The sequence below is a fragment of the Streptomyces sp. BK340 genome, from assembly GCF_007827595.1.
Lineage (GTDB): Bacteria > Actinomycetota > Actinomycetes > Streptomycetales > Streptomycetaceae > Streptomyces.
On sequence record NZ_VISR01000017.1, the window covers coordinates 146676 to 170749 of the forward strand.

The following is a 24074-nucleotide window of genomic DNA, read 5'->3' on the forward strand; positions in this document are numbered from 1 at the left end:
GAGTTTCCTGGCACTGGGACCGACGGTACGTCACACTCCTTGCGCCGCCGCAGGGTAGCCTCGCCATCAACGCGGCCGTCGCGCCACAGCCGCCCAGCCAGTCCGCAAGATGTCCCGCTCTGCCCGGAGGTTCCGGTGACGACACGTGGAGTTCTGTACGTGCACTCCGCGCCGCGCGCGCTGTGCCCGCACGTCGAGTGGGCCGTCGCCGGGGTGCTCGGCACGCGCGTCAACCTCGACTGGATCCGGCAGCCCGCGGCCCCCGGCACCTGGCGCTCGGAGTTCTCCTGGCAGGGCGAGGTGGGCACGGCCTCCAAGCTGGCCTCCGCCCTGCGCGGCTGGCACCTCCTGCGCTTCGAGGTCACCGCCGAGCCCTGCCCCACCGCCGAGGGCGAGCGCTACAGCTGCACCCCGGACCTCGGCATCTTCCACGCCGTCACCGGCATCCACGGCGACATCCTCATCCCCGAGGACCGCCTGCGCGCGGCCCTGCTCCGCAGCCAGCGCGGCGAGACCGACCTGGAAGCGGAGCTCTCCAAGCTCCTCGGCAAGCCGTGGGACGACGAACTGGAGCCGTTCAGGTACGCGGGCGAGGGCGCGCCCGTGCGCTGGTTGCACCAGGTGGTCTGAGCACCGGGACATGAGGAAGGGCCCCCGCCGGCAGGCGGGGGCCCTTCCTCATGTCACTCAGATGGTCCGGAACGCCAGGACCACGTTGTGCCCGCCGAACCCGAACGAGTCGTTCAGCGCGGCGATCCGGCCCTCGGGGAGAGCACGCGCCTCACCGACGACGACGTCCGCGTTGACCTCGGGGTCCAGCTCGCGCACGTTGATCGTGGGCGGAGCCGTACGGTTCACCAGCGCCAGGATCGACGCGACCGTCTCGATACCACCGGCGCCACCGAGCAGGTGACCCGTCATCGACTTGGTCGCGGAGATCGCCATGTGGTCGACGTCGTCGCCGAACACCTTCCGCAGGGCCTTGATCTCGGCCACGTCACCCTGCGGCGTCGAGGTGGCGTGCGCGTTCACGTGCACGATCTCGGCCGGCTTCAGGTCCGTGTTGTCCAGCAGGTTCTGCAGCGCGTGCGCGATGCCGTTGCCGGACGGCTCGGGCTGCGTGATGTGGTGGCTGTCGGCGGAGATGCCCTGGCCGACCGCCTCCGCGTAGATCCGGGCACCGCGGGCCTTCGCGTGCTCCTCGGACTCCAGGACGATCACACCGGCGCCCTCGCCGAGCACGAAGCCGTCCCGGCCGGAGTCGTACGGACGCGAGGCGCCCTCGGGGTCGTCGTTGTTCTTGGACATCGCCATCATGTTGCCGAACGCGGCGATGGGAAGCGGGTGGATGGCGGCCTCGGTACCACCGGCCACGACCACGTCCGCACGCCCGGTGCGGATCATCTCGATCGCGTACCCGATGGCCTCCGCGCCCGAGGCGCAGGCCGAGACCGGGGTGTGCACACCGGCGCGGGCACCCAGCTCGATACCGACGTTGGCCGCCGGGGAGTTGGGCATCAGCATCGGCACGGTGTGCGGGGAGACACGGCGTACGCCCTTCTCCTTGAGCACGTCGTACTGGTCCAGGAGCGTCGTCACACCGCCGATTCCGGAGGCGATGACCGCACCCAGCCGGTCGGGGTTCACGGACACGTCCTCACCGGCCTTGGCGGTGAATCCGGCGTCCTTCCAGGCCTCCTGGGCGGCGATCAGCGCGAACTGCGCGGACCGGTCCAGCTTGCGGGCCTGCGGGCGGGGGATGATCTCGCCCGGCTCGACGGCGATCTGCGCGGCGATACGGACCGGCAGTTCGGCCGCCCAGTCCTGTTCGAGGACACCGACGCCGGACTTGCCGGCGAGCAGGGCCTCCCAGAACGAGGCTGCGTCGCCACCCAGCGGTGTGGTTGCGCCGATACCGGTGACGACCACGGTGCGATTGGTCGGGCTCACGGGAATTCTTTCTCCAACGGATGCGGGATTCATACGGCGCCACCGCCGGGTGGCGGGGCCTTGCAGCCTGTTGCCTAAGGGGTGGCTCAGGCCTGGTGCTTGAGGATGTAGTCGGTCGCGTCGCCGACGGTCTTGAGGTTCTTGACGTCCTCGTCGGGGATCTTGACGTCGAAGCGCTCCTCGGCGGCGACGACGACCTCGACCATGGACAGCGAGTCGACGTCCAGGTCGTCGGTGAAGGACTTGTCCAGCTGGACGTCCTCAACCGGGATGCCGGCGATCTCGTTCACGATCTCGGCGAGACCTTCGACGATCTCTTCCTGAGTGGCGGCCATGTTGGCGCTCCTTCTTCGATAATCCAGACGGTTTGTGGCAGATGATCCCGTACCGGACGCATGATCCGGCACGGAGTGCCTAGGGGAGGGTAACGACCGTGGCGGCGAAGACGAGACCCGCCCCGAATCCGATGACGAGCGCGGTGTCGCCGCTCTTCGCCTCCCCGGTCGCCAGGAGCCGCTCCATCGCGAGCGGAATCGAGGCGGCCGAGGTGTTGCCGGTGGTGCGGATGTCACGGGCGACCGTGACGTGCTCCGGCAGCTTCAACGTCTTCACCATCGAGTCGATGATCCGCACGTTGGCCTGGTGCGGAATGAAGACGTCCAGGTCGTCCGGGGTGATTCCGGCCGCGTCCAGCGCCTGCTGGGCGACCTTCGCCATCTCGAACACGGCCCAGCGGAACACCGCCTGGCCCTCCTGCGTGATCGCAGGGAACTTGATGTTGCCCTCGCTGTCCAGGGGCAGCGTGGTGACGTCGCCGACGTGGAAGCGGTCCCAGGGCACGGTCTGCTTGATGGTCTCGGACTTGTCGCCCTCGGAGCCCCAGACGGTCGGGCCGATCGCCGGCTCCTGGGAGGGGCCGACCACGACCGCGCCGGCGCCGTCACCGAACAGGAAGGCCGTGGCCCGGTCCTCCAGGTCGGTCAGGTCGCTCAGTCGCTCCACACCGATGACCAGCACATGCTCGGCGGAACCTTCCACCACCATGCCCTTGGCGAGGGTGAGGCCGTAGCCGAAGCCCGCGCAGCCGGCCGAGATGTCGAAGGCGGCGGCCTTGTCGGTGCCCAGCTTGTCGGCGATCTCGGTGGCGACGGCCGGGGTCTGGCTGAAGTGCGAGACGGTCGAGACGACCACGGCGCCGATCTGCTCGGCGGTGATGCCCGCGTCGGCGATCGCCTTGCCGGAGGCCTCGATGGCCATCGCGGCGACCGTCTCGTCGGGGCCGGCCCAGTGCCGGGTCTCGATGCCGGAGCGCGAACGGATCCACTCGTCGGACGAGTCGATCTTCTCGAGGATCACCTCGTTGGGCACCACGCGGACCGGCCGGTAGCCGCCGACACCGAGGATGCGCGCGTACGGGGCGCCCTTGCTGGGCTTGATCTTCGCCATGATCGGTACGGCTCCTTAAGCGTCGGCGCCCGCTGCGGCAGCAGCGGAATCAGCTGCTGCGGCGATGAGCTCGCGGGCCGCGTCGAGGTCGTCGGGGGTCTTCAGGGCCAGCGTCCTGACGCCCGGAAGGGCCCGCTTGGCCAGGCCGGTCAGCGTGCCGCCCGGGCACACCTCGATGAGCGCGGTGACACCCAGTGCCTTGAACGTCTCCATGCACAGGTCCCAGCGCACCGGGTTGGCGACCTGGCCGACCAGCCGCTCCAGCACCTCGGCGCCGGTGGCGACGGCCTGGCCGTCCTTGTTGGAGACGTAGGTGACCTTCGGGTCGCCGGGCGTCAGCTCGGCGGCGGCCTTGGCCAGCGCGTCCACGGCAGGAGCCATGTGGTGCGTGTGGAAGGCGCCGGCGACCTTCAGCGGGACGACCTTGCGGACGCCCTCGGGCATGTCCTCGTTCAGCACGGCGAGCTGCTCCAGCGTGCCCGCGGCGACGATCTGGCCCGCGCCGTTGACGTTCGCGGGGGTCAGGCCCAGCTTCTCCAGGTGCGCGACGGAGACCTCGGGGTCACCGCCGAGCAGCGCGGACATACCGGTCTCGGTGATCGCGGCGGCGTCGGCCATGGCCAGACCGCGCCTGCGGACGAGGCCGAGCGCGGCGGTGTCGTCCAGGACGCCCGCGAAGGAGGCGGCGGTGATCTCACCGACGCTGTGACCGGCGACGGCGCCCGGGGCGATCTCGGCGATGTCACCGAGTGCCGCGGCGGACAGGATGCCGGCGGCGACCAGCAGCGGCTGCGCCACCGCGGTGTCGCGGATGGCGTCCGCGTCGGCCTGGGTGCCGTAGTGGACGAGGTCCAGTCCGATGGCGTCCGACCACGCGGCGACGCGGTCGGCGGCACCGGGGAGGTCGAGCCAGGGAGTCAGGAAGCCGGGCGTCTGGGCGCCCTGGCCGGGAGCGACGAGTACGAGCACTCTCACACTCTCTCTTGGGGACGGCCGGGGCCGCCCGTGGGGACAGGGACGAAGAACACGGGGGGCTTTTGTGGGGCCCCGACAAAAGCCTAGGGTTGGGCGTCTCCATCGGCCAGACGCCCCAGGATCAGCGCGATCCGCAGTGTGAAGGCGGATCGTACATCCGAAGGCGACCAACCGGTGACGTCTGTCACACGTCGGAGCCGGTAGCGCACGGTGTTCGGGTGAACGAAGAGCATCCGGGCCGCGCCCTCCAGGCTGCTCGCCTGCTCCAGGTAGACACTCAGCGTTTCCAGGAGCGCCGAACCAGCTTCCTCCAGCGGTCTGTAGATCTCCTCCACCAGCTGCTCGCGGGCGCTCGGATCACCCGCGATGGCGCGCTCCGGCAGCAGATCGTCCGCCAGCACCGGCCGCGGCGCGTCCTGCCAGGCGGAACACGCCTTCAGCCCCGCGGCGGCGGCCTGCGCGGACCGCGTGGCGGCCAGCAGATCGGGTACGACGGGCCCGGCGACGACCGGTCCGGCCGCGAACGGCCCGATCAGCGACTTGGCGACGGCGAGCGGATTCGAGCTGCCGCCCGCGATGACGACCAGCCGGTCGCCGAGCACCCCGGTGAGCACCTGGAGCTTGGCGTGCCGCGACGCCCTCCTGATCGCCTCCACGGTCAGCTCGCTGTCCCCGTCGGGAGCGGTTCCGAGCACGACACACACATGCTCGGGCGAGTTCCAGCCCAGCGCTGCGGCCCGGCTCACGGCCCCCTCGTCGGCCTCCCCGCTCAGTACGGCGTTGACGACGAGCGACTCCAGCCGCGCGTCCCAGGCACCGCGTGCCTCGGCGGCCTGGGCGTACACCTGGGCGGTGGCGAAGGCGATCTCCCGGGCGTACACGAGCAGTGCCTCGCGCAGCACGTTCTCGTCGCCGGGCGCCGCCACCTCGTCGATGGCGCTCTCCATGACCTCGATGGTGGTGCGCACCATCTCCACGGTCTGCCGCAGCGTGATGGCCCGGGTCAGCTCACGGGGCGCCGTCCCGAAGACATCCGTCGAGATCGCCTGCGGAGCGTCGGGATGCCGGAACCACTCGGTGAAGGCGGCGATGCCCGCCTGGGCCACGAGCCCGATCCAGGAACGGTTCTCCGGGGGCATGGCCCGGTACCACGGCAGGCTCTCGTCCATGCGTGCGATGGCCTGCGCGGCGAGGCTCCCGGAGGACTTCTCCAGCCGCTTCAGGGTCGCGGAGTGCGGGTGGACGGCGCGTGCTGCGTGTTCGCTGTGGCGGGATTCGGGTTCGGGCACGTGGACAAGACTGCCTTATCCGGACCTGAGCGTGCGCCGCCGGGGTCAGCAGGTGAGACGCCCCCGCCGGGCCCGGCAGGTGTGCGCGCGGTCTACGGTGGTGCCGTGATGGACGTACGGCGCGCCGCGGAGCGCTACCCCGGAGGGGACCCCGGGACCGGGATCGACACCCGCCACGCCTTCTCCTTCGGCCCGCACTACGACCCCGGGAACCTGCGCTTCGGCGCGGTGATCGCCTGCAACGAGGAACGGCTCGCCCCCGGCGCCGGCTTCGACGAGCACCCGCACAGCCACACGGAGATCGTCACCTGGGTCGTCGAGGGCGAACTGACCCACCGCGACTCCACGGGCCACGAGACCCGGGTCCGCGCCGGAGACGTCCAGCACCTCAGCGCGGCGGCGGGCGTCCGGCACGTGGAGCGCAACGACGGCTCCACCCCCCTGGTCTTCCTCCAGATGTGGCTGGCCCCCCTGACGCCCGGCGGCGACCCGTCCTACTCGATCGTCCCGGGCATCGCCGACTCCACCCCGTACGCCGTCCCCGCCGCCGGTGCGATGCTCCACGTCCGCCGCCTGGCCGCGGGGGAGCGGACGGCCGTGCCGGACGCGGCGCAGGTCTACGTCCACGTGGTGCGCGGCGAGGTCCGCCTGGCGGGGGAGACGCTGGGCCCGGGGGACTCGGCCCGGATCACGGCCGCGGAGGGCCTGGAGGCGGTCGGGGTCACGCCGGCGGAACTGCTGCTGTGGGAGATGGCGCCGTAAGGGGGCCGTTCGGCCGTGGGTGCCCGTGGGCTGGGCGGGGGTGCCGCTGCGCATGCCGGTACGGGCGCTGCAACTCCCCAGGGTGCGGGCAGTGTTCGACATGCGGCTCCGCCGCGCGGGCGCGAGGGGCCCCCACCGGCCCGCAGCCGAAAGGTCAGCCGCGCAGCTCGGAGAGCACCGCGTCCGTGAACGCCGGCCACACCTCGGTCGCCCAGGAGCCGAACGCGCGGTCCGTCAGGGCGACGGCGGCCACACCCGCGGCCGGGTCGATCCACAGGAACGTGCCGGACTGGCCGAAGTGTCCGAAGGTGCGCGGCGAGGACGAAGACCCCGTCCAGTGCGGCGACTTGGAGTCACGGATCTCGAAGCCCAGCCCCCAGTCGTTGGGGTTCTGGTGCCCGTAGCCGGGGAGGACACCCTTCGTCCCCGGGTACTGCACCGTCATCGCCTCGGCGACCGTACGCGGGTCGAGCAGCCTCGGCGCCTGCACCTCCGCCGCGAACCGCAGCAGATCGTCCACCGTCGAGACGCCGTCCTTGGCGGGGGACCCGTCCAGCGAGGTCCGCGTCATCCCCAACGGCTCCAGCACCGCCTGCCGCAGATACTCCGCGAACGCGATGTCCGTCGCCTTGGCGATGTGATCCCCGAGCTGCTCGAACCCGGCGTTGGAGTACAGCCGCCGCTCCCCGGGAGGCGCCATCAGCTTGTGCTCGTCGAAGGCCAGCCCGGAGGTGTGCGCGAGCAGATGGCGGACGGTCGCACCGGCCGGCCCGGCCGGCTCGTCCAGCTCGACGGCACCCTCCTCGTACGCGACCAGCGCCGCGTAGGCCGCCAGCGGCTTGGTCACCGAGGCCAGCGGAAACCGGTGCCCGACGGGCCCATGGGTCCCGAGGACGGTCCCGTCGGCCCGTACGACACCGGCCGCGGCGGTGGGAACCGGCCAGTTCTCGATCAACGCGAGGCTCTTCAGTGACATGCCGTCGAGCCTAAGCGCTCAGAGCTTCAGCTCCATCAAAGGCTCGGGCTTGGGGCTGAAGCCGAGGTCGGCGTAGAGCGGCGCGGCCTCGGCGGACGAGGTGAGGTGGACGCGGCCGGCGCCGCGCTCGCGGAACCAGTCCAGCAGCGTGTCCATGCACGCCCGCGCGTACCCCCGGCGCCGGGTGCCCGGGTCGGTGGCCACGCTGAAGACGAACCCGACCGTCCCGAACGGATCGCCCGCCTTCCCGATCCGGTAGTCGACCGTCCCGGCCACCAGCGCGGCCAGTGCCCCCGGCCGCTCCGGGTGGTCCACGACGAAGGCGGCGAAGCCCCCGTCCGGCTCGCCCAGCCGGGCGCGCAGTCCCGGCAGGGACTCCTCGTGCCAGTCGGTGGAAGGGTCGCCCGACATCGAATCGATCATCACCTGCCGCAGTCGCAGCACTTCCTCGGCGTCCTCGGGCAGCGCCCGGCGTACGGGAATCATGTCCCACACGCTAATGACCGCGCCCCGGGCCCGTCGCGGGGGTTTCTTACCGGGTTTCGCTTGCCTGGAGTGCACTCGAAGGCCATAGCGTGGGGCCATGACGGTGATGCAGACCGAGGAGAACGCGAACCGGACCGACATCTGCGCAGCCCCGCCCCGGCGGCACCCACGCCCCGACGGACAGGACCGCTACACGATCAGCGAGGTCGTCGCCTTCACCGGCCTGACCGCACACACCTTGCGCTGGTACGAGCGGATCGGGCTGATGTCCCACATCGACCGCTCCCACACCGGCCAGCGCCGCTACAGCAACCGCGACCTGGACTGGCTGGACTTCGTGACCAAGCTCCGCCTGACCGGCATGCCGGTTGCGGACATGGTCCGCTACGCGGAACTCGTGCGCGAGGGCGAGACGACCTACCCGGAGCGCCAGGCCCTGCTGGAGTCCACCCGTCGGGACGTGCTGGCCAGGATCGCGGAGCTGCACGACACCCTCTCGGTGCTGGACCGGAAGATCAGCTTCTACGCCACGGAGCGCTGACCGCGCAGGGCGCCGACTACAGCTCGGCCAGCAGTTCCGCCTTCTTCTGCGAGAACTCCTCGTCCGTGAGGAGCCCCGCCCGGTGCAGCTCCCCGAGGTGGCGGATCCGCTCGGCGATGTCGGCCGGGTCCCGGCGTGCCGGGGCCGGGACCGCCGGTACCGGCCCGCGGGTGCGTGCGGCCTCCAGGACGGCCGCCGCGAACGGCAGCGACTCGTGCACCGGGCCGTAGCCGAGCCCGAAGACGACGGACGCCGGATCCTGGTCGGGCTGCGCCGGCCGGGCGGAGCCGCCCTCGCGGGGCAGCAGCCGCAGATGTCCCTCGAAGACCTCCGGCGACCGCCACTCCACCCCGCTGAGGCCGCTGACCGCGAAGCTCTGGTCCCCGGCCTTCCACTTCGCCGAGGAGGCTCCCGTCCAGGACCACCGGAACTGCACGGTGGTCCCGTCGAAGGAGGCCTTCCCGTCGTACGCCTTGAACTGCAGCGGTGCCGTCGGCGCGGCCACCAGGTACCGGTCGGTGGGCCCGGACTCGGTCAGCAGCCCCTTCAGTTCGTCGGCGTAGTACTCCGCGAGCGTCGACCGCTCGGCCGGCAGCGCCAGCCGGTACGGGTCCGATCCCTCGCGCAGCTGCCCGGACGCCGCCTCCCACAGCGGGTCGGCGCCGACGCGCGGCCGCAGCCGCAGTGCGACGGTGCCGCGCTTGCCCGGCGTGAGAGCCACTTCCTCGACCGCCGACAGCGGGATCCGCCGTTCGCCCAGCGCCTGGAAGAGCTTCGGTGTTCGAATCCCCCGTTCGTAGCGGATGAGCACGGAGTCGGACTCGAACTCCCAGACGGCATGAAAACCCGCCAGTACGTCACCCATGCGGCTCATCGTATGCGGCACGTGCTCCTCCGTCGCCACCCGCGCAGACCGCACTTCCTGCTGTTTCTACGCGCGTTGGGCCATCGACGTGCGGGGCAGACCGGCCCGGCACGCATCGTTCTCGCGTGCGCAGGTGACCGCGTCGTACGCGCCCACCCCGATGTCGGCGAGGTTGCGCAGGCTGTCCGTGCCCGGCTGGAAATAGCCCGCGTGACCCTGCGCGTCCTGCGCCGACAGCACCCGTGCGCCGAACGCGGAGGAGACCGGGTCGGCGCCGTGCCCGAGCCCGCCGACCTCCAGGTACGGCACGTCCTGCACCCAGTCGGTGGCGTCCCGCATCGCCCATACCCGGGCCGAGGTGCCCAGGCCGGAGGCCTTGCCGACGCGCATGCCGGGGCTCGCGGCCACCGCTATGTCGGTCACCCGGCGGGGCATGCCGTGCGCGGCGACCCCGCAGACCACCGAGCCGTAGCTGTGGCAGAACATCGACACCGGAGCCTTGCCGGGCAGAGCGTCCAGCAGCGCGTTCAGGCGCAGGGCGCCCTCCGCGGCGCGCAGCCCCGTGGCCGCGTCCACACCGAGTCCGTCCGGCGCGGTGTAGTCGGCCCAGGCGATCACGGCCGTACGGGTCGTGGGGCTCTGCTCCCGCTCGGCCGCGTACAGGGCCTTGGCCATGCCGACCGGGGCGCTGTACCTGCGGTTCGTGCGCTGGAAGGTGAGCAGGTCGGTGGCGACGCCGGGGACGACGACGGAGATCCGCTCGGCCTCGGTGAGGTTGCCGACGACCTCGGCGATCCGGCCCGACCCCTCCGGGTCGAAGGCGAGGATCTGCCGTCCGGGGTTCAGCAGCGACTCGTAGCGGTGCATACGACGCCCCGCGTCCTGCTGTCCGGCCGCGCTGAGCCGGCTGTCGTGCATGCGCTTCTTCTCGACCTTGCGCGCCTGCTCCAGTGCGACGTGGTTGGCGCGGTAGCGCAGCGAGACGGGCGCGCCGTTCATGTTGCCGACCGCGAGGGGGTAGCGGTGGGCGAGGCGGTCCTGCTCGTGCGGGGTGAGCGAGGCGAAGAAGTGGGCGAGCCGCGCCGGGGAGCCCTTGGGGTCCGGCAGGTGCAGGCCGTGGATGCTGCCGTGCTCCCACTTGGCGAGCGAGGCCTGCAGAGCGCTCGCTTCCCGGTGGCTGCGCAGCGCGGTCCAGCCGGTGGTCGCGAGCATCACGAACACCACGGCCAGCGCGAGCAGCATGCGCCAGACGTTGAATTGCGGGGAGGTGTCGAAGGAAGTCACTGGGAGGACACACTAGGAGAACGGGAGGGTCTCGGGGTAACCGAGTGACAGGTATCACGTTTCGTTAGGTGTCGAACGAACCCTGAACGACCTCAGGTGATACGCCAGTTCCCGGTGAGCGCGGAACCCACCTGATCGAGGTACGACGCGGTGAGTTCGCGGATCGCCTCCATGCTGAAGTCGTCGCCCGTGCTCCACTGCCGCTCGGTGACCCTTATCACCCCGCCGAAGACGGCCACGGCCAGCCGCGGCCGCGGGTCGGCGTCCACGTCGACGCCCTCCCGTTCGGCGAGCAGCCGCGCCAGGGTCTCCTCCGTGGCCGCGGAGCGCAGCAGATGGGCGGCGAGCAGGGACGGGGTCGACTCGATGGTCCGGTACATACGCACGTACAACTCGACCGGTACGACCGCCTCGACGGCCTCGCTGAGCCCGTCCCAGCCCTCCAGCACGGCCTGCCGCAGCGTCTCCATCGGGGTCTCGTGCGCCGGCCGTTCCCGCACCGCGGTCACGAAGCGGGCCTCCGCCAGGTCCTGGACGGCGAACGCCGCGTCCTCCTTGCCGGCGAAGTAGCGGAAGAAGGTGCGCTGCGAGACGCCTACGGCCTCGGCGATCTCGTCGACGGTCGTGTGCTCGTAGCCGCGGGTCGTGAACAGTTCGAGGGCGGAGCGCAGCAGGGCGTCCCGGGTGCGCTGCTTCTTGCGCTCACGCAGTGTTTCCATAATGTGTCAGTTACCGACTTGTGAATTGGTTTGTCAATTGTCAGTGGCTGTCACTAGCCTCGAACGCATGACTAGTCAGACCACCATCGACACGACGGGGCCGGAGGACAGGACGCCGGCAGCCCCGCCGGAGGCGACCCCGGCCGCGGGGCTGCGCGGGCACCCGTGGCTCACCCTCATCACCGTCGCCGTAGGGGTCATGATGGTGGCCCTCGACGGCACCATCGTGGCGATCGCCAACCCGGCCATCCAGAAGGACCTCAAGGCGAGCTTCGCCGACGTCCAGTGGATCACCAACGGGTACTTCCTCGCCCTCGCGGTCTCCCTGATCACCGCGGGCAAGCTCGGTGACCGCTTCGGCCACCGGCAGACCTTCCTCATCGGCGTGACCGGCTTCGCCGCCGCGTCCGGCGCCATCGGGCTGTCGAACAGCATCGCCGCGGTGGTCACGTTCCGCGTCTTCCAGGGCCTGTTCGGCGCGCTGCTGATGCCGGCCGCGCTCGGTCTGCTGCGGGCCACCTTCCCGGCCGAGAAGCTCAACATGGCGATCGGCATCTGGGGCATGGTGATCGGCGCCTCCACCGCGGGCGGCCCGATCCTCGGCGGTGTCCTGGTGGAGCACGTCAACTGGCAGTCGGTGTTCTTCATCAACGTGCCGGTCGGTCTGCTGGCCCTGGTCCTGGGCGTGCTGATCCTGCGCGACCACCGCGCCGCCCTCGGGCGGAGCCCGGAAAATGGACACAGCGCCCCGCGCTCGTTCGACATCCTCGGCATCGTCCTGCTCTCCGGCGCGATGTTCTGCCTGGTGTGGGCCCTGATCAAGGCGCCGAGCTGGGGCTGGGGCTCCGGCCGGACATGGCTCTTCATCGCCGCCTCGGTGCTGCTCTTCGCCTTCTTCGCCTTCTGGGAGACGAGGGTCGCCGAACCGCTGATCCCGCTGGGTCTGTTCCGCTCGGTGCCGCTGTCCGCGGGTGTCGTGCTGATGGTCCTGATGGCGATCGCCTTCATGGGCGGCCTGTTCTTCGTGACGTTCTACCTCCAGAACGTGCACGGTATGAGCCCCATCGACGCCGGTCTGCACCTGCTGCCCCTCACCGGCATGATGATCGTCGGCTCCCCGCTCGCGGGCGCCGCGATCACCAAGCTCGGCCCGCGCATCCCGCTGGCCGGCGGCATGGCCGCGACCGCGATCGCCATGTACGGCATGTCGACGCTGAAGGCCGACACCGGCAGCGGTGTGATGTCGATCTGGTTCGCCCTCCTCGGCTTCGGCCTCGCGCCGGTCATGGTCGGCGCCACCGAGGTCATCGTCGGCAACGCGCCCATGGAACTGTCCGGTGTGGCGGGCGGCCTCCAGCAGGCGGCCATGCAGATCGGCGGCAGCCTCGGTACGGCGGTGCTGGGTGCCGTGATGGCCTCGAAGGTCGACAGCGACCTGCCGGGCAACTGGACCGGCGCGGGGCTGCCGCCGCTGACCCCGGCTCAGCTGGACAAGGCCTCCGAGGCCGTTCAGGTCGGTGTGGCCCCCGTCGCCAAGGGCACCCCGGAGCCGGTCATCGCTAAGATCACCGGCGTCGCCCATGACACGTTCATCTCCGGCATGAGCCTCGCGTCCCTGGTCGCGGCGGGCGTGGCGGCGGTCGCCATCCTCGTCGCGCTGCTCACCAAGCGCGGGCAGAACGCGGAGGCGGGCGCGGGAGTCGGCCACATCTGAGGACCCGTCCGGGGCGGATTTCCCCTATCAGGGTGACTCCGCTAAAGATTCCTCGCACTCGGCACGCGCCGCAGGTCACAGTGGGTCAAGTCCTCCGCAGGACATGGGAGGACGACCGGGCCGCGGCGCGCGCTGCGGAGGGGGCTGCGCGCGCCTTCGCCTTCGGCGATGTGGCTGTGCTTCGTCTGCGGCCCGGTTGGGGCTGGTCGCGCCCGCGCGGCGGAGCCGCACATCGATACAGCCCCGCGCCCCTGGGATGTCGCAGTCGCCGCACCCGCACAGTGCATGCGCGTAGCTGCGGGCACTCGTGCCGCTGGGGCGGCACGGGTGGGCGCAGCGGCACCCCGCCGGCGCGGGCCGGCGAGGGGTGCCGGGTCAACTCCGTTGTTCTTCACGGTCCGCAGCCAACCGAGCCACTTCAGCTCGCAGCAGCCGAACCTCCTCCGCCAAAGAGGCGATCGCCTCCGTCTGCCGCCGTTCCTCCACGTCGTCCTTCTCGAACCGCGAGATGAACCACGCGGCGATGTTCGCGGTGACGACACCCAGCAGCGCGATCCCCGACAGCATCAGCCCGACCGCGATCATCCACCCCAGACCGGTCGTCGGCGCATGGTCCCCGTACCCCACGGTCGTCATCGTCGTGAAGGACCACCACACCGCATCACCCAGCGTCCGGATGTTCCCGTTCGGCGACTCCCGCTCCACCGACAGCACGGCGAGCGACCCGAACATCAACAACCCGACCACCGACCCCACGACATACGTCGTCAGCCGGATCTGCGGAGCCATCCGGGCCCGCCGCCCCACCAGCATCAGCGTCGACACCAGCCGCAACAGCCTGAGCGGCTGCAGGACGGGCAGCACCACCGCGCACAGGTCGAGCCAGTGCGTCCGCACGAACTCCTTGCGCCGGGGCGTGAGCGTGAGCCGTATCAGGTAGTCCACGGCGAACGCGCCCCAGACCACCCACTCCACCACCGTGCACACGACCGTCAGGTCCTGCCCCGCGGAACTGTCCACGATCGGCACGGCATACGCGACGGCGAAGGCCACGGCCAGCGCCAGCAGGGGCCGTTGGGTGCGCCGCTCCCACCGCGTCTGCGCCGATTGCTGCTGCATGTCCGCATCGTAAGGAAAACGCAAGGGCGGTGGAGAATCGAAATCCACCGCCCTCGGCCCGCGCAGGCCGTACAGCGTTACGCGTCGCCGCCCGCGGCGCCCGGGTGCGCCGCCGAGACGTCCAGCAGCTGGTACCGGTCGATGGCCTGCTTCAGCACGGACCGGTCGACCTTGCCCTCCCGGGCCAGCTCGGTCAGCACCGCCACCACGATCGACTGGGCGTCGATGTGGAAGAAGCGGCGGGCCGCGCCACGGGTGTCCGCGAAGCCGAAGCCGTCGGCACCCAGCGACTGGTACGTGCCGGGCACCCACCGGGCGATCTGGTCGGGTACCGATCGCATCCAGTCGGACACGGCCACGAACGGTCCCTCGGAACCGCTCAGCTTCTGCGTCACGTACGGCACCCGCTGCTCCTCCTCCGGGTGCAGCAGGTTGTGCTCCTCCACCGCCACGGCCTCGCGCCGCAGCTCGTTCCAGGAGGTCGCCGACCAGACGTCGGCCTTCACGTTCCAGTCCTCGGCGAGGAGCCTCTGGGCCTCCAGCGCCCACGGCACCGCGACACCGGACGCCATGATCTGCGCCGGGACCGAGCCCGCCGCGCCCTCGCTGATCCGGTGGATGCCCTTGAGGATGCCCTCGACGTCCACGTTCGCCGGCTCGGCCGGGTGCTGGATCGGCTCGTTGTAGACGGTGAGGTAGTAGAAGACGTCCTCGCCGTGCGGGTGCTCGGCGTCGCTGCCGTACATCCGGCGCAGGCCGTCCTGGACGATGTGCGCGATCTCGTACGAGTAGGCCGGGTCGTAGGCCACGCACGCCGGGTTCGTCGAGGCGAGCAACTGGGAGTGGCCGTCCGCGTGCTGGAGGCCCTCACCGGTCAGGGTCGTACGGCCCGCGGTCGCACCCAGTACGAATCCGCGCGACAGCTGGTCGGCCATCTGCCAGAACTGGTCGCCGGTGCGCTGGAAACCGAACATCGAGTAGAAGACGTAGACCGGGATGAGCGGCTCGCCGTGCGTGGCGTAGGCCGAGCCCGCCGCGATCAGGGAGGCCGTGCAGCCCGCCTCCGAGATGCCGTCGTGCAGCATCTGGCCGGTCGGCGACTCCTTGTACGCGAGCAGCAGGTCACGGTCGACCGCCTCGTACTGCTGGCCGAGCGGGTTGTAGATCTTGGCGCTCGGGAAGAACGAGTCCATGCCGAACGTGCGGTACTCGTCCGGTGCGATCAGCACGAACCGCCGGCCGATCTCCTTGTCCCGCATGAGGTCCTTGAGGAGCCGGACAAAGGCCATCGTGGTGGCGATGGACTGCTGACCGGTGCCCTTCTTCACGGTCGCGTACGTCTTGTCGTCGGGCAGCTGCAGCGGCTGGGAGCGCACGACGCGCGTCGGGACGTACCCGCCGAGCCCCTTGCGCCGGTCGTGCATGTACTGGATCTCCTCCGAGTCCCGGCCCGGGTGGTAGTACGGCGGCAGGCCGGACTCCAGCTCCTTGTCGGAGATCGGCAGGTGCAGACGGTCCCGGAAGCCCTTGAGGTCGTCGACCGTCAGCTTCTTCATCTGGTGCGTGGCGTTGCGGCCCTCGAAGTTCGGGCCCAGCGTCCAGCCCTTGATCGTCTTCGCGAGGATGACCGTGGGCTGGCCCTTGTGCTCGACGGCCGCCTTGAAGGCCGCGTAGATCTTGCGGTGGTCGTGACCGCCGCGGCCCAGGTGCAGGATCTGGTCGTCGGTCATGTTCTCGACCATCGCGCGCAGCCGGTGGTCGTCACCGAAGAAGTGCCGGCGGATGTAGTCGCCGGACTCGGTGGCGTAGGTCTGGAACTGGCCGTCCGGGGTCGTGTTCATCTTGTTGACCAGCACGCCGTCGCGGTCCTGGGCGAGCAGCGGGTCCCAGGTGCGGTCCCAGACCAGCTTGATCACGTTCCAGCCGGCGCCCCGGAAGACCGACTCCAGCTCCTGGATGATCTTGCCGTTGCCGCGCACCGGGCCGTCCAGGCGCTGCAGGTTGCAGTTGACGACGAAGGTCAGGTTGTCCAGGCCCTCGCGCGCGGCGATCGTCAGCTGGCCGAGCGACTCCGGCTCGTCCATCTCGCCGTCGCCGAGGAACGCCCACACGTGCGACTTGGAGGTGTCCGCGATGCCGCGCGCCTGCATGTAGCGGTTCATCCGGGCCTGGTAGATCGCGCCCAGCGGGCCGAGGCCCATGGAGACGGTCGGGAACTCCCAGAAGTCCGGCATGGAGCGCGGGTGCGGGTAGCTGGACAGCGCGTTCGGGTACTTCGACTTCTCCTGGCGGAAGCCGTCGAGCTGCTCCGCGCTGAGCCGGTCGAGCATGTACGCGCGCGCGTAGATGCCAGGGGAGGCGTGGCCCTGGAAGAAGACCTGGTCGCCGCCGTCGCCCTCGTCCTTGCCGCGGAAGAAGTGGTTGAAGCCCACGTCGTACAGGGAGGCGGAGGACGCGAAGGTGGCGATGTGGCCGCCGACGCCGATCCCGGGGCGCTGCGCGCGCGAGACCATCACGGCCGCGTTCCAGCGGGTCGCGTTGAGGATCCGGCGCTCGATCTCCTCGTTGCCGGGGAAGAACGGCTCGGCCCGGGTGGGGATCGTGTTGACGTAGTCCGTGCTGCGCATCTCCGGCACGGCCACGCGCTTCTCGCGGGCCCGCTCGATCAGGCGCAGCATGAGGTAGCGGGCCCGCTCACGGCCGCGCTCGTCCACGGCGGCGTCGAGGGAGTCGAGCCACTCCTGGGTCTCTTCGGGATCGAAGTCAGGAACCTGACTCGGAAGGCCGCCAATGATGATCGGATTGCGATCGGATCCGGAAGCCACGCTGTTCCTTACCTGTCAGAGGGCCACTTTTTTCCTACTGCCTACACCGATCCCCATCGTGTACCTCGGGAAGGCCCACGTCATCTCTACCGTGGGGTAACCAAGGCGTGGGTCCGGCCAAAACGCAACGATACGCCCGGGCTGTGACGGACTTGGCAAACTTGTTCGAGGGCCGTAGTGCCGGATGATTCCGAACGGCGCAAACCGGGCGCACCGGTGTGATGTGGGTCATGGCGAATCGGGGTACGGTGCCAGAAGTTGCGGCGACACGGCCAGGAACGTCACCGTTTCGGCGGTCTGAACGGCCGGGTACTTGCGCGATCCGTCCCGCCCGTGTGGACTACGGCCAATGCTTCGCGCACGCGCGTGGCTGAGACATTCACCAAGACATGATCAGGAGGCAACCCGTGAGCGCGACCGCGGACCACGCGGAGGAGCGGACGAACCCTGCCGCCAGGCTGGGGTTCCAGCCCGGGCAGGTGGTCCAGGAGATCGGCTACGACGACGACGTCGACCAGGAGCTCCGCGAGGCCATTGAGGAAGCCATCGAAGGCGACCTCATGGACGAGGACTACGACGACGTGGCCGATGCCGTCGTGCTGTGGTTCCGTGACGAGGACGGCGACCTGACCGATGTGCTCGTCGATGCCACCACGTACATCGAAGAGGGCGGCGCCATCCTGCTGCTCACGCCGAAGACCGGCCGTACGGGCTACGTGGAGCCGAGCGACATCTCGGAGGCCGCGACGACTGCCGGTCTGACCGCGTCCAAGAGCGTCAGCGTCGGCAAGGACTGGAGCGGCTCGCGTCTGGCGACGCCGAAGGCCGCGAAGTCCGGCAAGAAGTAGACGCCTCGTCCCAAGGGCATCGGACGGGCCGGGGGTACCCGGCCCGTCCGAAAGTCCGCGCTGAACCCGCGGTGATCGCTGCGTAGGGTGGTTCCGAGCGTTCGCACGCTCTCACCCGATCAGCCCACCGAAGGGATGCAGGACGATGGCGATCCAGGTCGGCGACAAGGCGCCCGACTTCGAGCTCAAGGACAACCACGGCCGCACCGTGAAGCTCTCCGACTTCCGCGGCGAGAAGAACGTGGTGGTGCTCTTCTACCCCTTCGCCTTCACCGGCGTGTGCACCGGCGAGCTGTGTGAGCTGCGCGACAACCTGCCGCAGTTCTCGGACCGTGACACCCAGCTGCTCGCCGTTTCCAACGACTCCATCCACACCCTGCGCGTCTTCGCCGAGCAGGAGGGCCTGGAGTACCCGCTGCTCAGCGACTTCTGGCCGCACGGCAACGTCTCGCGCGCCTACGGCGTCTTCGACGAGGACAAGGGCTGCGCCGTCCGCGGCACCTTCATCATCGACAAGGAGGGCGTCGTGCGGTGGACCGTGATCAACGGCCTGCCGGACGCGCGCGACCTGAGCGAGTACGTGAAGGCGCTCGACACCCTGTGATCCGGCCTCGGGGCCGACACCTGTGAGTCATCGGGTCCAGGGTCTGCGGGGGGCGGGAACCCGTCACTAGGATCGGCACGTTGATCCCATATCCGAGCACGACGGGGCTCCCCGCCCCTGGACACCACATGGAGGACTCGTGGGAGTCAGCCTCAGCAAGGGCGGCAACGTATCGCTGACGAAGGAGGCCCCGGGCCTGACCGCCGTCATCGTCGGTCTGGGGTGGGACGTGCGCACCACGACCGGCACCGACTTCGACCTCGATGCCAGTGCGCTGCTGCTGAACACTTCCGGCAAGGTCGCGAGCGACCAGCACTTCGTCTTCTTCAACAACCTCAAGAGCCCCGACGGCTCCGTGGAGCACACCGGTGACAACCTCACCGGTGAGGGCGAGGGCGACGACGAACAGATCAAGGTCAACCTGGCCGGCGTCCCGGCCGACGTGGACAAGATCGTCTTCCCGGTTTCGATCTACGACGCCGAGAACCGCCAGCAGTCCTTCGGGCAGGTCCGCAACGCGTTCATCCGCGTCGTCAACCAGGCGGGCGGGCAGGAGATCGCACGCTACGACCTGAGCGAGGACGCCTCGACCGAGACCGCCATGGTCTTCGGCGAGCTGTACCGGAACGGCCCGGAGTGGAAGTTCCGCGCCATCGGCCAGGGGTACGCCTCGGGGCTGCGCGGCATCGCCCAGGACTTCGGCGTCAACGTCTGATCCCAGCAGGGTTCCGACGCCCATACCGTCCGGCGCCGCACCGTTTACGGTCGGCGCCGGACGCGCAGGACAACCAAAGAAGCACCGCAAGGGGAGGACCAGCATCATGGGCGTCACGCTCGCCAAGGGAGGCAACGTCTCCCTCTCCAAAGCCGCACCGAACCTCACCAACGTCCTGATCGGACTCGGCTGGGACGCGCGCTCCACCACCGGCGCCCCCTTCGACCTGGACGCCAGCGCCCTGCTGTGCGGCGCCGGGAACCGGGTGCTGGGCGACGAGTGGTTCGTCTTCTACAACCAGCTCACCAGCCCCGACGGCTCGGTCGAGCACACCGGCGACAACCTCACCGGTGAGGGCGAGGGCGACGACGAATCGATCCTGGTGGACCTGACCAAGGTCTCGCTCCAGTGCGAGAAGGTCATCTTCCCCGTCTCCATCCACCTGGCCGACGAGCGCGGCCAGACCTTCGGACAGGTCTCCAACGCCTTCATCCGCGTGGTCAACCAGGCCGACGGCCAGGAGCTGGCCCGCTACGACCTCAGCGAGGACGCCTCCACCGAAACGGCCATGATCTTCGGAGAGCTCTACCGCTACCAGGGCGAATGGAAGTTCCGTGCGGTGGGTCAGGGGTACGCGTCCGGGCTGCGCGGCATCGCTCTAGACTTCGGAGTCAACGTTTCGTAAAGCTGAGTACGGCGCGGGGGAGACCCGTACCAACACGATGGGGTAGCCAGTGCTTCTGAAAACCTTCGGCTGGTCGTTCGCGGTCACCGCGATCGGTCTGGTCGCTGCGGTCCTCTACGGGGGGTGGGAGGCCTTCGGCATCGTGGCGATCCTCTCCGTCCTGGAGATCTCGCTCTCGTTCGACAACGCGGTGGTCAACGCCGGAATCCTGAAGAAGATGAACGCCTTCTGGCAGAAGATCTTCCTCACGGTCGGCGTCCTCATCGCGGTCTTCGGCATGCGGCTGGTCTTCCCCGTCGTCATCGTCGCGATCAGCGCCAAGATGGGCCCGATCGAGGCCGTCGACCTCGCTCTCAACAACAAGGACCGCTACCAGGAGCTGGTCACGGACGCCCACCCGGCGATCGCGGCCTTCGGTGGCATGTTCCTGCTGATGATCTTCCTCGACTTCATCTTCGAGGACCGGGACATCCAGTGGCTGCGCTGGATCGAGCGGCCCCTGGCCAAGCTCGGCAAGGTCGACATGCTGTCGGTCTGCATCTCCCTGATCGTCCTGCTCATCACCTCCTTCACCTTCGCCACCCACGCCCACCAGCACGGCGGCGCCCACGTCGACAAGGCGCAGACGGTCCTGATCGCCGGCATCGCCGGCCTGATCACGTACATGATCGTCGGCGGTCTCTCCGGCTACTTCGAGGACAAGCTGGAGGAAGAGGAGGAGCGCGAGCACGAGGAGGAGGAAGAGGCCGCCCGCACCGGGAAGAAACGTTCTCCGGTGGTCCTGGCCGGCCAGGCCGCGTTCTTCATGTTCCTCTACCTCGAGGTCCTGGACGCCTCCTTCTCCTTCGACGGCGTGATCGGCGCCTTCGCCATCACCAACGACATCGTCCTGATGGCGCTGGGCCTCGGCATCGGCGCGATGTACGTCCGTTCGCTGACGGTCTACCTGGTCCGCCAGGGCACCCTCGACGACTACGTCTACCTGGAGCACGGCGCCCACTACGCGATCGGCGCCCTGGCCGTGATCCTCATGGTCACCATCCGGTACGAGATCAACGAGGTCATCACCGGTCTCGTCGGCGTCGTCCTGATCGCCTGGTCCTTCTGGTCCTCCGTCCGCCGCAACCGCGCACTGGCGGCCGCGGAGGGTGAAGCGGGCTCGGACGAGAAGGCCGAGATCCCGTCCGGCGTCTGACGTCCGGCGACCCCGAGCGCCCTTACGGGCAAGATCAGGGACGTGACGGGGTGTGACAGCCCGTCCGGTGAGGAACGCTCTGTTCGGGGCGGCCGACGTGGTCGGCCGCCCCGACGGCGTTTCGGGACGAGTACGTGGGGGCGGGAATGGGGTTCTTCGACGGGCTGCGGGGCAGCCGGGCCGAGTTCGACTCGGGCAGCGCGGCGAGCAACGCGATCGAGCTGACCGGACGTCACCATCAGGTGTCGCTCACCAAGCAGGACGCGGCCACCGGCCATCTGCGCGTCAACCTGACCTGGCGGATGCGGACCACCGACTTCGACAGCAACCAGCGCACCAGCCTCTTCCGGCACCCCTTCAGGGCGCTCAAGCCGCCGGAGGTGCTCGGGCACGGGCAGAGCATGGTCAACGTCGACCTCGACCTGGGCTGTCTGTACGAGCTGACCGACGGCACCAAGGGGGTCGTCCAGCCGCTCGGCGGCTACCTCGGCGATGTCAACGCACCGCCGTACATCAAGCTCAGCGGGGACGACCGGTTCGGATCGGCGTCCGGCGAGACGATGTACATCAACCTGGACCACCGGGACGCGATCAAGAGGCTGCTGGTCTTCGTGTACATCTACGACCAGACACCGGCCTTCGACCGTACGCACGCGATCGTGACTCTCTACCCGAGCAACGGGCCTCGTATCGAGATAGGCCTGGACGAGCGGCATCCCCAGGCCCGGTCATGCGCGGTCGTGATGATCGAGAACGTGAAGGGGGAGCTGATCGTCCGGCGCGAGGTGAAGTTCGTGTACGGATTCCAGGGGGAGCTGGACCGGTTGTACGGGTGGGGGCTGACCTGGGGGCGCGGGTACAAGTCCAAGGTGGAGAAGTGACGCCGCGCCCCTGAGCCGGCCGACCCTAGCGGCCGATGAACTGCGGCCCTTGAGGGGGCAGCCGGAAGTTCGGGTCCGGGGCTGTCAGGGCCGGCTGGGGCTGGGGATAGCCGTAGGCCGGCTGCTGCGGTGACGTCGGCTGGGGGTAGCCGTAGGCCGGCTGCTGCGCCGACGCGGGCTGCGGGTAGCCGTAGGCCGACTGGGTCGGGACCGTCGTCGGCTGCTCGGGAGGCAGCGGCTGGGACGTGGTCTCGGGCAGGGGCAGGGGCTGGTGCGCCTCCTCCTCCGGCTCCGACTCGTCCACCGAGATGCCGAAGTCCGTGGCGAGGCCCTTCAGACCGTTCGAGTAGCCCTCGCCCAGCGCGCGGAACTTCCAGCCCTCCCCGCGCCGGTACAGCTCGCCGCAGATCATGGCGGTCTCCGCGCCCGTCTCCGGCGTGATCTCGAAGTGGGCCAGCGGCTCGCCGTCGACGACGGCAGCGTCGTACAGCACGATGCACAGGGCCGGAACGCGGTCGAAGGACTCGCCGTCCGCGGAGGCGACCAGCAGGATGCGGCCGACGTCGGTCTCGACCCCGGAGAGATCTGACTGGATGGTGTCGGTCAGGCCCTCGGTGATCCGCTTCTTGCCCAGCCGCCAGACCTTGCCCGAAGGGTGCCTGGGCTGGTTGTAGAAGACGAAGTCCTCGTCGGAGCGCACACGGCCGTCGGTGCCCAGCAGCAGCGCCGAGGCGTCCACGTCCGGGACCCCCTGTCCGGGGGTCCAGCGCAGCACGGCGCGCACCGTGGTGGCTTCGAGCGGGACGTTCGACCCCTTCAGCATCGCGTGCGTCATGTGGTCATCCTGCCTTCTTGGTCCTGGCCACGACAATGCGGGGGGTGTCGGCGCCGACACGGGTGAGTTACCGGAAATTCATGCCCGAGGGGAACCTTCGACATGGATCCCTACGTACTATTACCGGCCACCCTTTACCCAATCCACAAGCTCGGCTTGCGCGCACTGAGGAGCCATATGCGTCATTTCGGGCACATCGCCCCCGAGGTGCGGCAGCGCCTGTTCCACCAGGAGCCGTGCGCGTTCACCGCCGATTCCCCGGCCCGGCTGCTCTCCGCGGCCCTGGGCGCCACGCTCTACAGCCCGGCGACCCGGCCGCGGCTGGCCGACGACATCGTCAAGCAGACCGGCAACGGCGTGGTCTCGATGGTGCTGTGCCTGGAGGACTCGATCGACGACGCGGACGTCGTGGCCGGCGAGGAGAACCTCGTCCGGCAGTTCGCCGCTCTCGACCGCGCGGGCGCGGAACCACCCCTGCTCTTCATCCGGGTGCGCGCCCCCGAGCAGATCCCCGACCTCGTGCGACGCCTCGGTGCCAGTGCGCGGCTGCTGTCCGGGTTCGTCATGCCGAAGTTCACCGAGGAGCGCGGCCTCCCCTTCCTGGAGGCCCTCGCCACCGCCGAGGCCGAGAGCGGGCGCCGGCTGTTCGCCATGCCCGTCCTGGAGTCGCCCGAGCTGCTGTACCGCGAGTCCCGGGTGGACACCCTGGAGGGCATCGCCCGCGCGGTCGACAAGTTCCGCGACCGTGTGCTGGCCCTGCGCCTGGGCGTCACCGACTTCTGCTCCTCCTACGGCCTGCGCCGGGCCCCCGACATGACCGCCTACGACGTCCAGGTCGTCGCCTCCGTGATCGCCGACGTGGTCAACATGCTCGGCCGGGCGGACGGCACCGGCTTCACCGTGACCGGGCCGGTCTGGGAGTACTTCCGGGTCCCCGAGCGCATGTTCAAGCCGCAGCTGCGACAGAGCCCGTTCCTGGAGGTCCAGGCCGTCGAGCTGCGCGAGAAGCTCATCGAGCACGCGATGGACGGCCTGCTGCGCGAGATCTCCCTGGATCAGGCCAACGGCCTGCTCGGCAAGACCTGCATCCACCCCTCCCACGTGCTGCCCGTGCACGCACTGTCCGTGGTCAGTCACGAGGAGTTCAGTGACGCCCAGGACATTCTGCGGCCGGAACGCGGCGGCGGGGGTGTACTCCGGTCGGCCTACACGAACAAGATGAATGAAGTGAAGCCGCATCGCGCCTGGGCCGAGCGGACCCTGCTCCGCGCCGAGGTCTTCGGCGTGGCACGCGAGGACGTCGGCTTCGTGGAGCTGCTCGCCGCCGGCATACCCGGCTGACCCTCTTCAACCCAAGGAA

Annotated in this window: 24 protein-coding genes; 11 read left to right on the plus strand and 13 right to left on the minus strand. The window is 69.7% G+C overall.

Going from position 1 to position 24074, the window contains the following annotated elements:
* The first annotated feature begins 135 nt into the window (after window positions 1–135).
* Complete coding sequence (locus FB157_RS27405) at window positions 136–630, plus strand: DUF3145 domain-containing protein (RefSeq protein ID WP_145883325.1); 495 nt, start codon at window positions 136–138, stop codon at window positions 628–630.
* A gap of 57 nt (window positions 631–687) precedes the next feature.
* Here the strand turns inward: FB157_RS27405 and fabF are convergent, their stop codons facing one another.
* The 5 genes from fabF to fasR all read right to left on the minus strand — a co-directional run bounded on the left by fabF (window position 688) and on the right by fasR (window position 5660).
* Window positions 688–1950, minus strand: a complete 1263-nt coding sequence (gene fabF, locus FB157_RS27410) for a beta-ketoacyl-ACP synthase II (protein WP_145883326.1) — start codon at window positions 1948–1950, stop codon at window positions 688–690.
* A gap of 86 nt (window positions 1951–2036) precedes the next feature.
* Entirely contained in the window at window positions 2037–2285 is a 249-nt protein-coding gene (locus FB157_RS27415; protein WP_046425089.1) for an acyl carrier protein, read from the minus strand.
* Between the two features lie 79 nt (window positions 2286–2364).
* Window positions 2365–3396, minus strand: coding sequence for a ketoacyl-ACP synthase III (locus tag FB157_RS27420; RefSeq protein ID WP_145883327.1), 1032 nt, complete (start codon window positions 3394–3396; stop codon window positions 2365–2367).
* Between the two features lie 15 nt (window positions 3397–3411).
* Entirely contained in the window at window positions 3412–4365 is a 954-nt protein-coding gene (locus FB157_RS27425; protein WP_145883328.1) for an ACP S-malonyltransferase, read from the minus strand.
* Between the two features lie 89 nt (window positions 4366–4454).
* Complete coding sequence (fasR, locus tag FB157_RS27430; protein WP_145883329.1) at window positions 4455–5660, minus strand: fatty acid biosynthesis transcriptional regulator FasR; 1206 nt, start codon at window positions 5658–5660, stop codon at window positions 4455–4457.
* A gap of 108 nt (window positions 5661–5768) precedes the next feature.
* Between fasR and FB157_RS27435 the strand changes: the two genes are divergently transcribed.
* Entirely contained in the window at window positions 5769–6422 is a 654-nt protein-coding gene (locus tag FB157_RS27435) for a pirin family protein (protein ID WP_145883398.1), read from the plus strand.
* A 154-nt stretch (window positions 6423–6576) separates the two neighbouring features.
* Here the strand turns inward: FB157_RS27435 and FB157_RS27440 are convergent, their stop codons facing one another.
* Window positions 6577–7398 (minus strand): serine hydrolase, encoded by an 822-nt coding sequence (locus tag FB157_RS27440; RefSeq protein ID WP_145883330.1) that lies wholly within the window; start codon window positions 7396–7398, stop codon window positions 6577–6579.
* Window positions 7399–7416: 18 nt separating this feature from the next.
* A complete protein-coding gene (locus FB157_RS27445; protein WP_145883331.1) occupies window positions 7417–7884 on the minus strand; it encodes a GNAT family N-acetyltransferase in 468 nt (155 codons plus the stop codon).
* A 97-nt stretch (window positions 7885–7981) separates the two neighbouring features.
* On the opposite strand from FB157_RS27445, the gene FB157_RS27450 reads away from it, so the two are divergent.
* A complete protein-coding gene (locus tag FB157_RS27450) occupies window positions 7982–8425 on the plus strand; it encodes a MerR family transcriptional regulator (protein ID WP_145883332.1) in 444 nt (147 codons plus the stop codon).
* A gap of 16 nt (window positions 8426–8441) precedes the next feature.
* On the opposite strand, the gene FB157_RS27455 is transcribed toward FB157_RS27450, so the two are convergent.
* From FB157_RS27455 to FB157_RS27465, 3 genes are all read right to left on the minus strand, one after another.
* A complete protein-coding gene (locus tag FB157_RS27455; RefSeq protein WP_145883333.1) occupies window positions 8442–9290 on the minus strand; it encodes a DUF4429 domain-containing protein in 849 nt (282 codons plus the stop codon).
* 66 nt (window positions 9291–9356) lie between these two features.
* Window positions 9357–10574: an alpha/beta hydrolase gene (locus tag FB157_RS27460; protein WP_145883334.1), complete on the minus strand. Its 1218-nt coding sequence runs from the start codon at window positions 10572–10574 to the stop codon at window positions 9357–9359.
* 92 nt (window positions 10575–10666) lie between these two features.
* Complete coding sequence (locus tag FB157_RS27465; RefSeq protein ID WP_145883335.1) at window positions 10667–11293, minus strand: TetR family transcriptional regulator; 627 nt, start codon at window positions 11291–11293, stop codon at window positions 10667–10669.
* Between the two features lie 67 nt (window positions 11294–11360).
* On the opposite strand from FB157_RS27465, the gene FB157_RS27470 reads away from it, so the two are divergent.
* Window positions 11361–13007 (plus strand): MFS transporter, encoded by a 1647-nt coding sequence (locus FB157_RS27470; protein ID WP_145883336.1) that lies wholly within the window; start codon window positions 11361–11363, stop codon window positions 13005–13007.
* A 375-nt stretch (window positions 13008–13382) separates the two neighbouring features.
* Here the strand turns inward: FB157_RS27470 and FB157_RS27480 are convergent, their stop codons facing one another.
* Together FB157_RS27480 and aceE are read right to left on the minus strand one after the other, a co-directional pair.
* Window positions 13383–14126 (minus strand): potassium channel family protein, encoded by a 744-nt coding sequence (locus FB157_RS27480; RefSeq protein WP_145883338.1) that lies wholly within the window; start codon window positions 14124–14126, stop codon window positions 13383–13385.
* A gap of 77 nt (window positions 14127–14203) precedes the next feature.
* Window positions 14204–16951, minus strand: coding sequence for a pyruvate dehydrogenase (acetyl-transferring), homodimeric type (aceE, locus tag FB157_RS27485; RefSeq protein ID WP_145883339.1), 2748 nt, complete (start codon window positions 16949–16951; stop codon window positions 14204–14206).
* A 407-nt stretch (window positions 16952–17358) separates the two neighbouring features.
* On the opposite strand from aceE, the gene FB157_RS27490 reads away from it, so the two are divergent.
* The 6 genes from FB157_RS27490 (at window position 17359) to FB157_RS27515 (ending at window position 21879) form a co-directional block, all read left to right on the plus strand.
* The gene (locus tag FB157_RS27490) at window positions 17359–17799 is read left to right on the plus strand and encodes a DUF3052 domain-containing protein (RefSeq protein ID WP_186581706.1); all 441 of its coding nucleotides are present in this window, start codon (window positions 17359–17361) and stop codon (window positions 17797–17799) included.
* A gap of 145 nt (window positions 17800–17944) precedes the next feature.
* Window positions 17945–18403, plus strand: coding sequence for a peroxiredoxin (locus FB157_RS27495; RefSeq protein WP_145883341.1), 459 nt, complete (start codon window positions 17945–17947; stop codon window positions 18401–18403).
* Window positions 18404–18542: 139 nt separating this feature from the next.
* Complete coding sequence (locus FB157_RS27500; RefSeq protein ID WP_145883342.1) at window positions 18543–19118, plus strand: TerD family protein; 576 nt, start codon at window positions 18543–18545, stop codon at window positions 19116–19118.
* Between the two features lie 106 nt (window positions 19119–19224).
* Entirely contained in the window at window positions 19225–19803 is a 579-nt protein-coding gene (locus FB157_RS27505; RefSeq protein ID WP_145883343.1) for a TerD family protein, read from the plus strand.
* Between the two features lie 49 nt (window positions 19804–19852).
* Entirely contained in the window at window positions 19853–20998 is a 1146-nt protein-coding gene (locus FB157_RS27510) for a DUF475 domain-containing protein (protein WP_145883344.1), read from the plus strand.
* Between the two features lie 146 nt (window positions 20999–21144).
* Window positions 21145–21879, plus strand: a complete 735-nt coding sequence (locus FB157_RS27515; protein ID WP_145883345.1) for a Tellurium resistance — start codon at window positions 21145–21147, stop codon at window positions 21877–21879.
* A 25-nt stretch (window positions 21880–21904) separates the two neighbouring features.
* Here FB157_RS27515 and FB157_RS27520 read toward each other — a convergent pair whose 3' ends face one another.
* Window positions 21905–22714: a TerD family protein gene (locus FB157_RS27520; protein WP_145883346.1), complete on the minus strand. Its 810-nt coding sequence runs from the start codon at window positions 22712–22714 to the stop codon at window positions 21905–21907.
* A gap of 177 nt (window positions 22715–22891) precedes the next feature.
* Between FB157_RS27520 and FB157_RS27525 the strand changes: the two genes are divergently transcribed.
* On the plus strand, window positions 22892–24055 hold the full coding sequence (locus FB157_RS27525) for an HpcH/HpaI aldolase/citrate lyase family protein (RefSeq protein WP_145883347.1): 1164 nt from the start codon (window positions 22892–22894) through the stop codon (window positions 24053–24055).
* The last annotated feature ends 19 nt before the right edge of the window (window positions 24056–24074 follow it).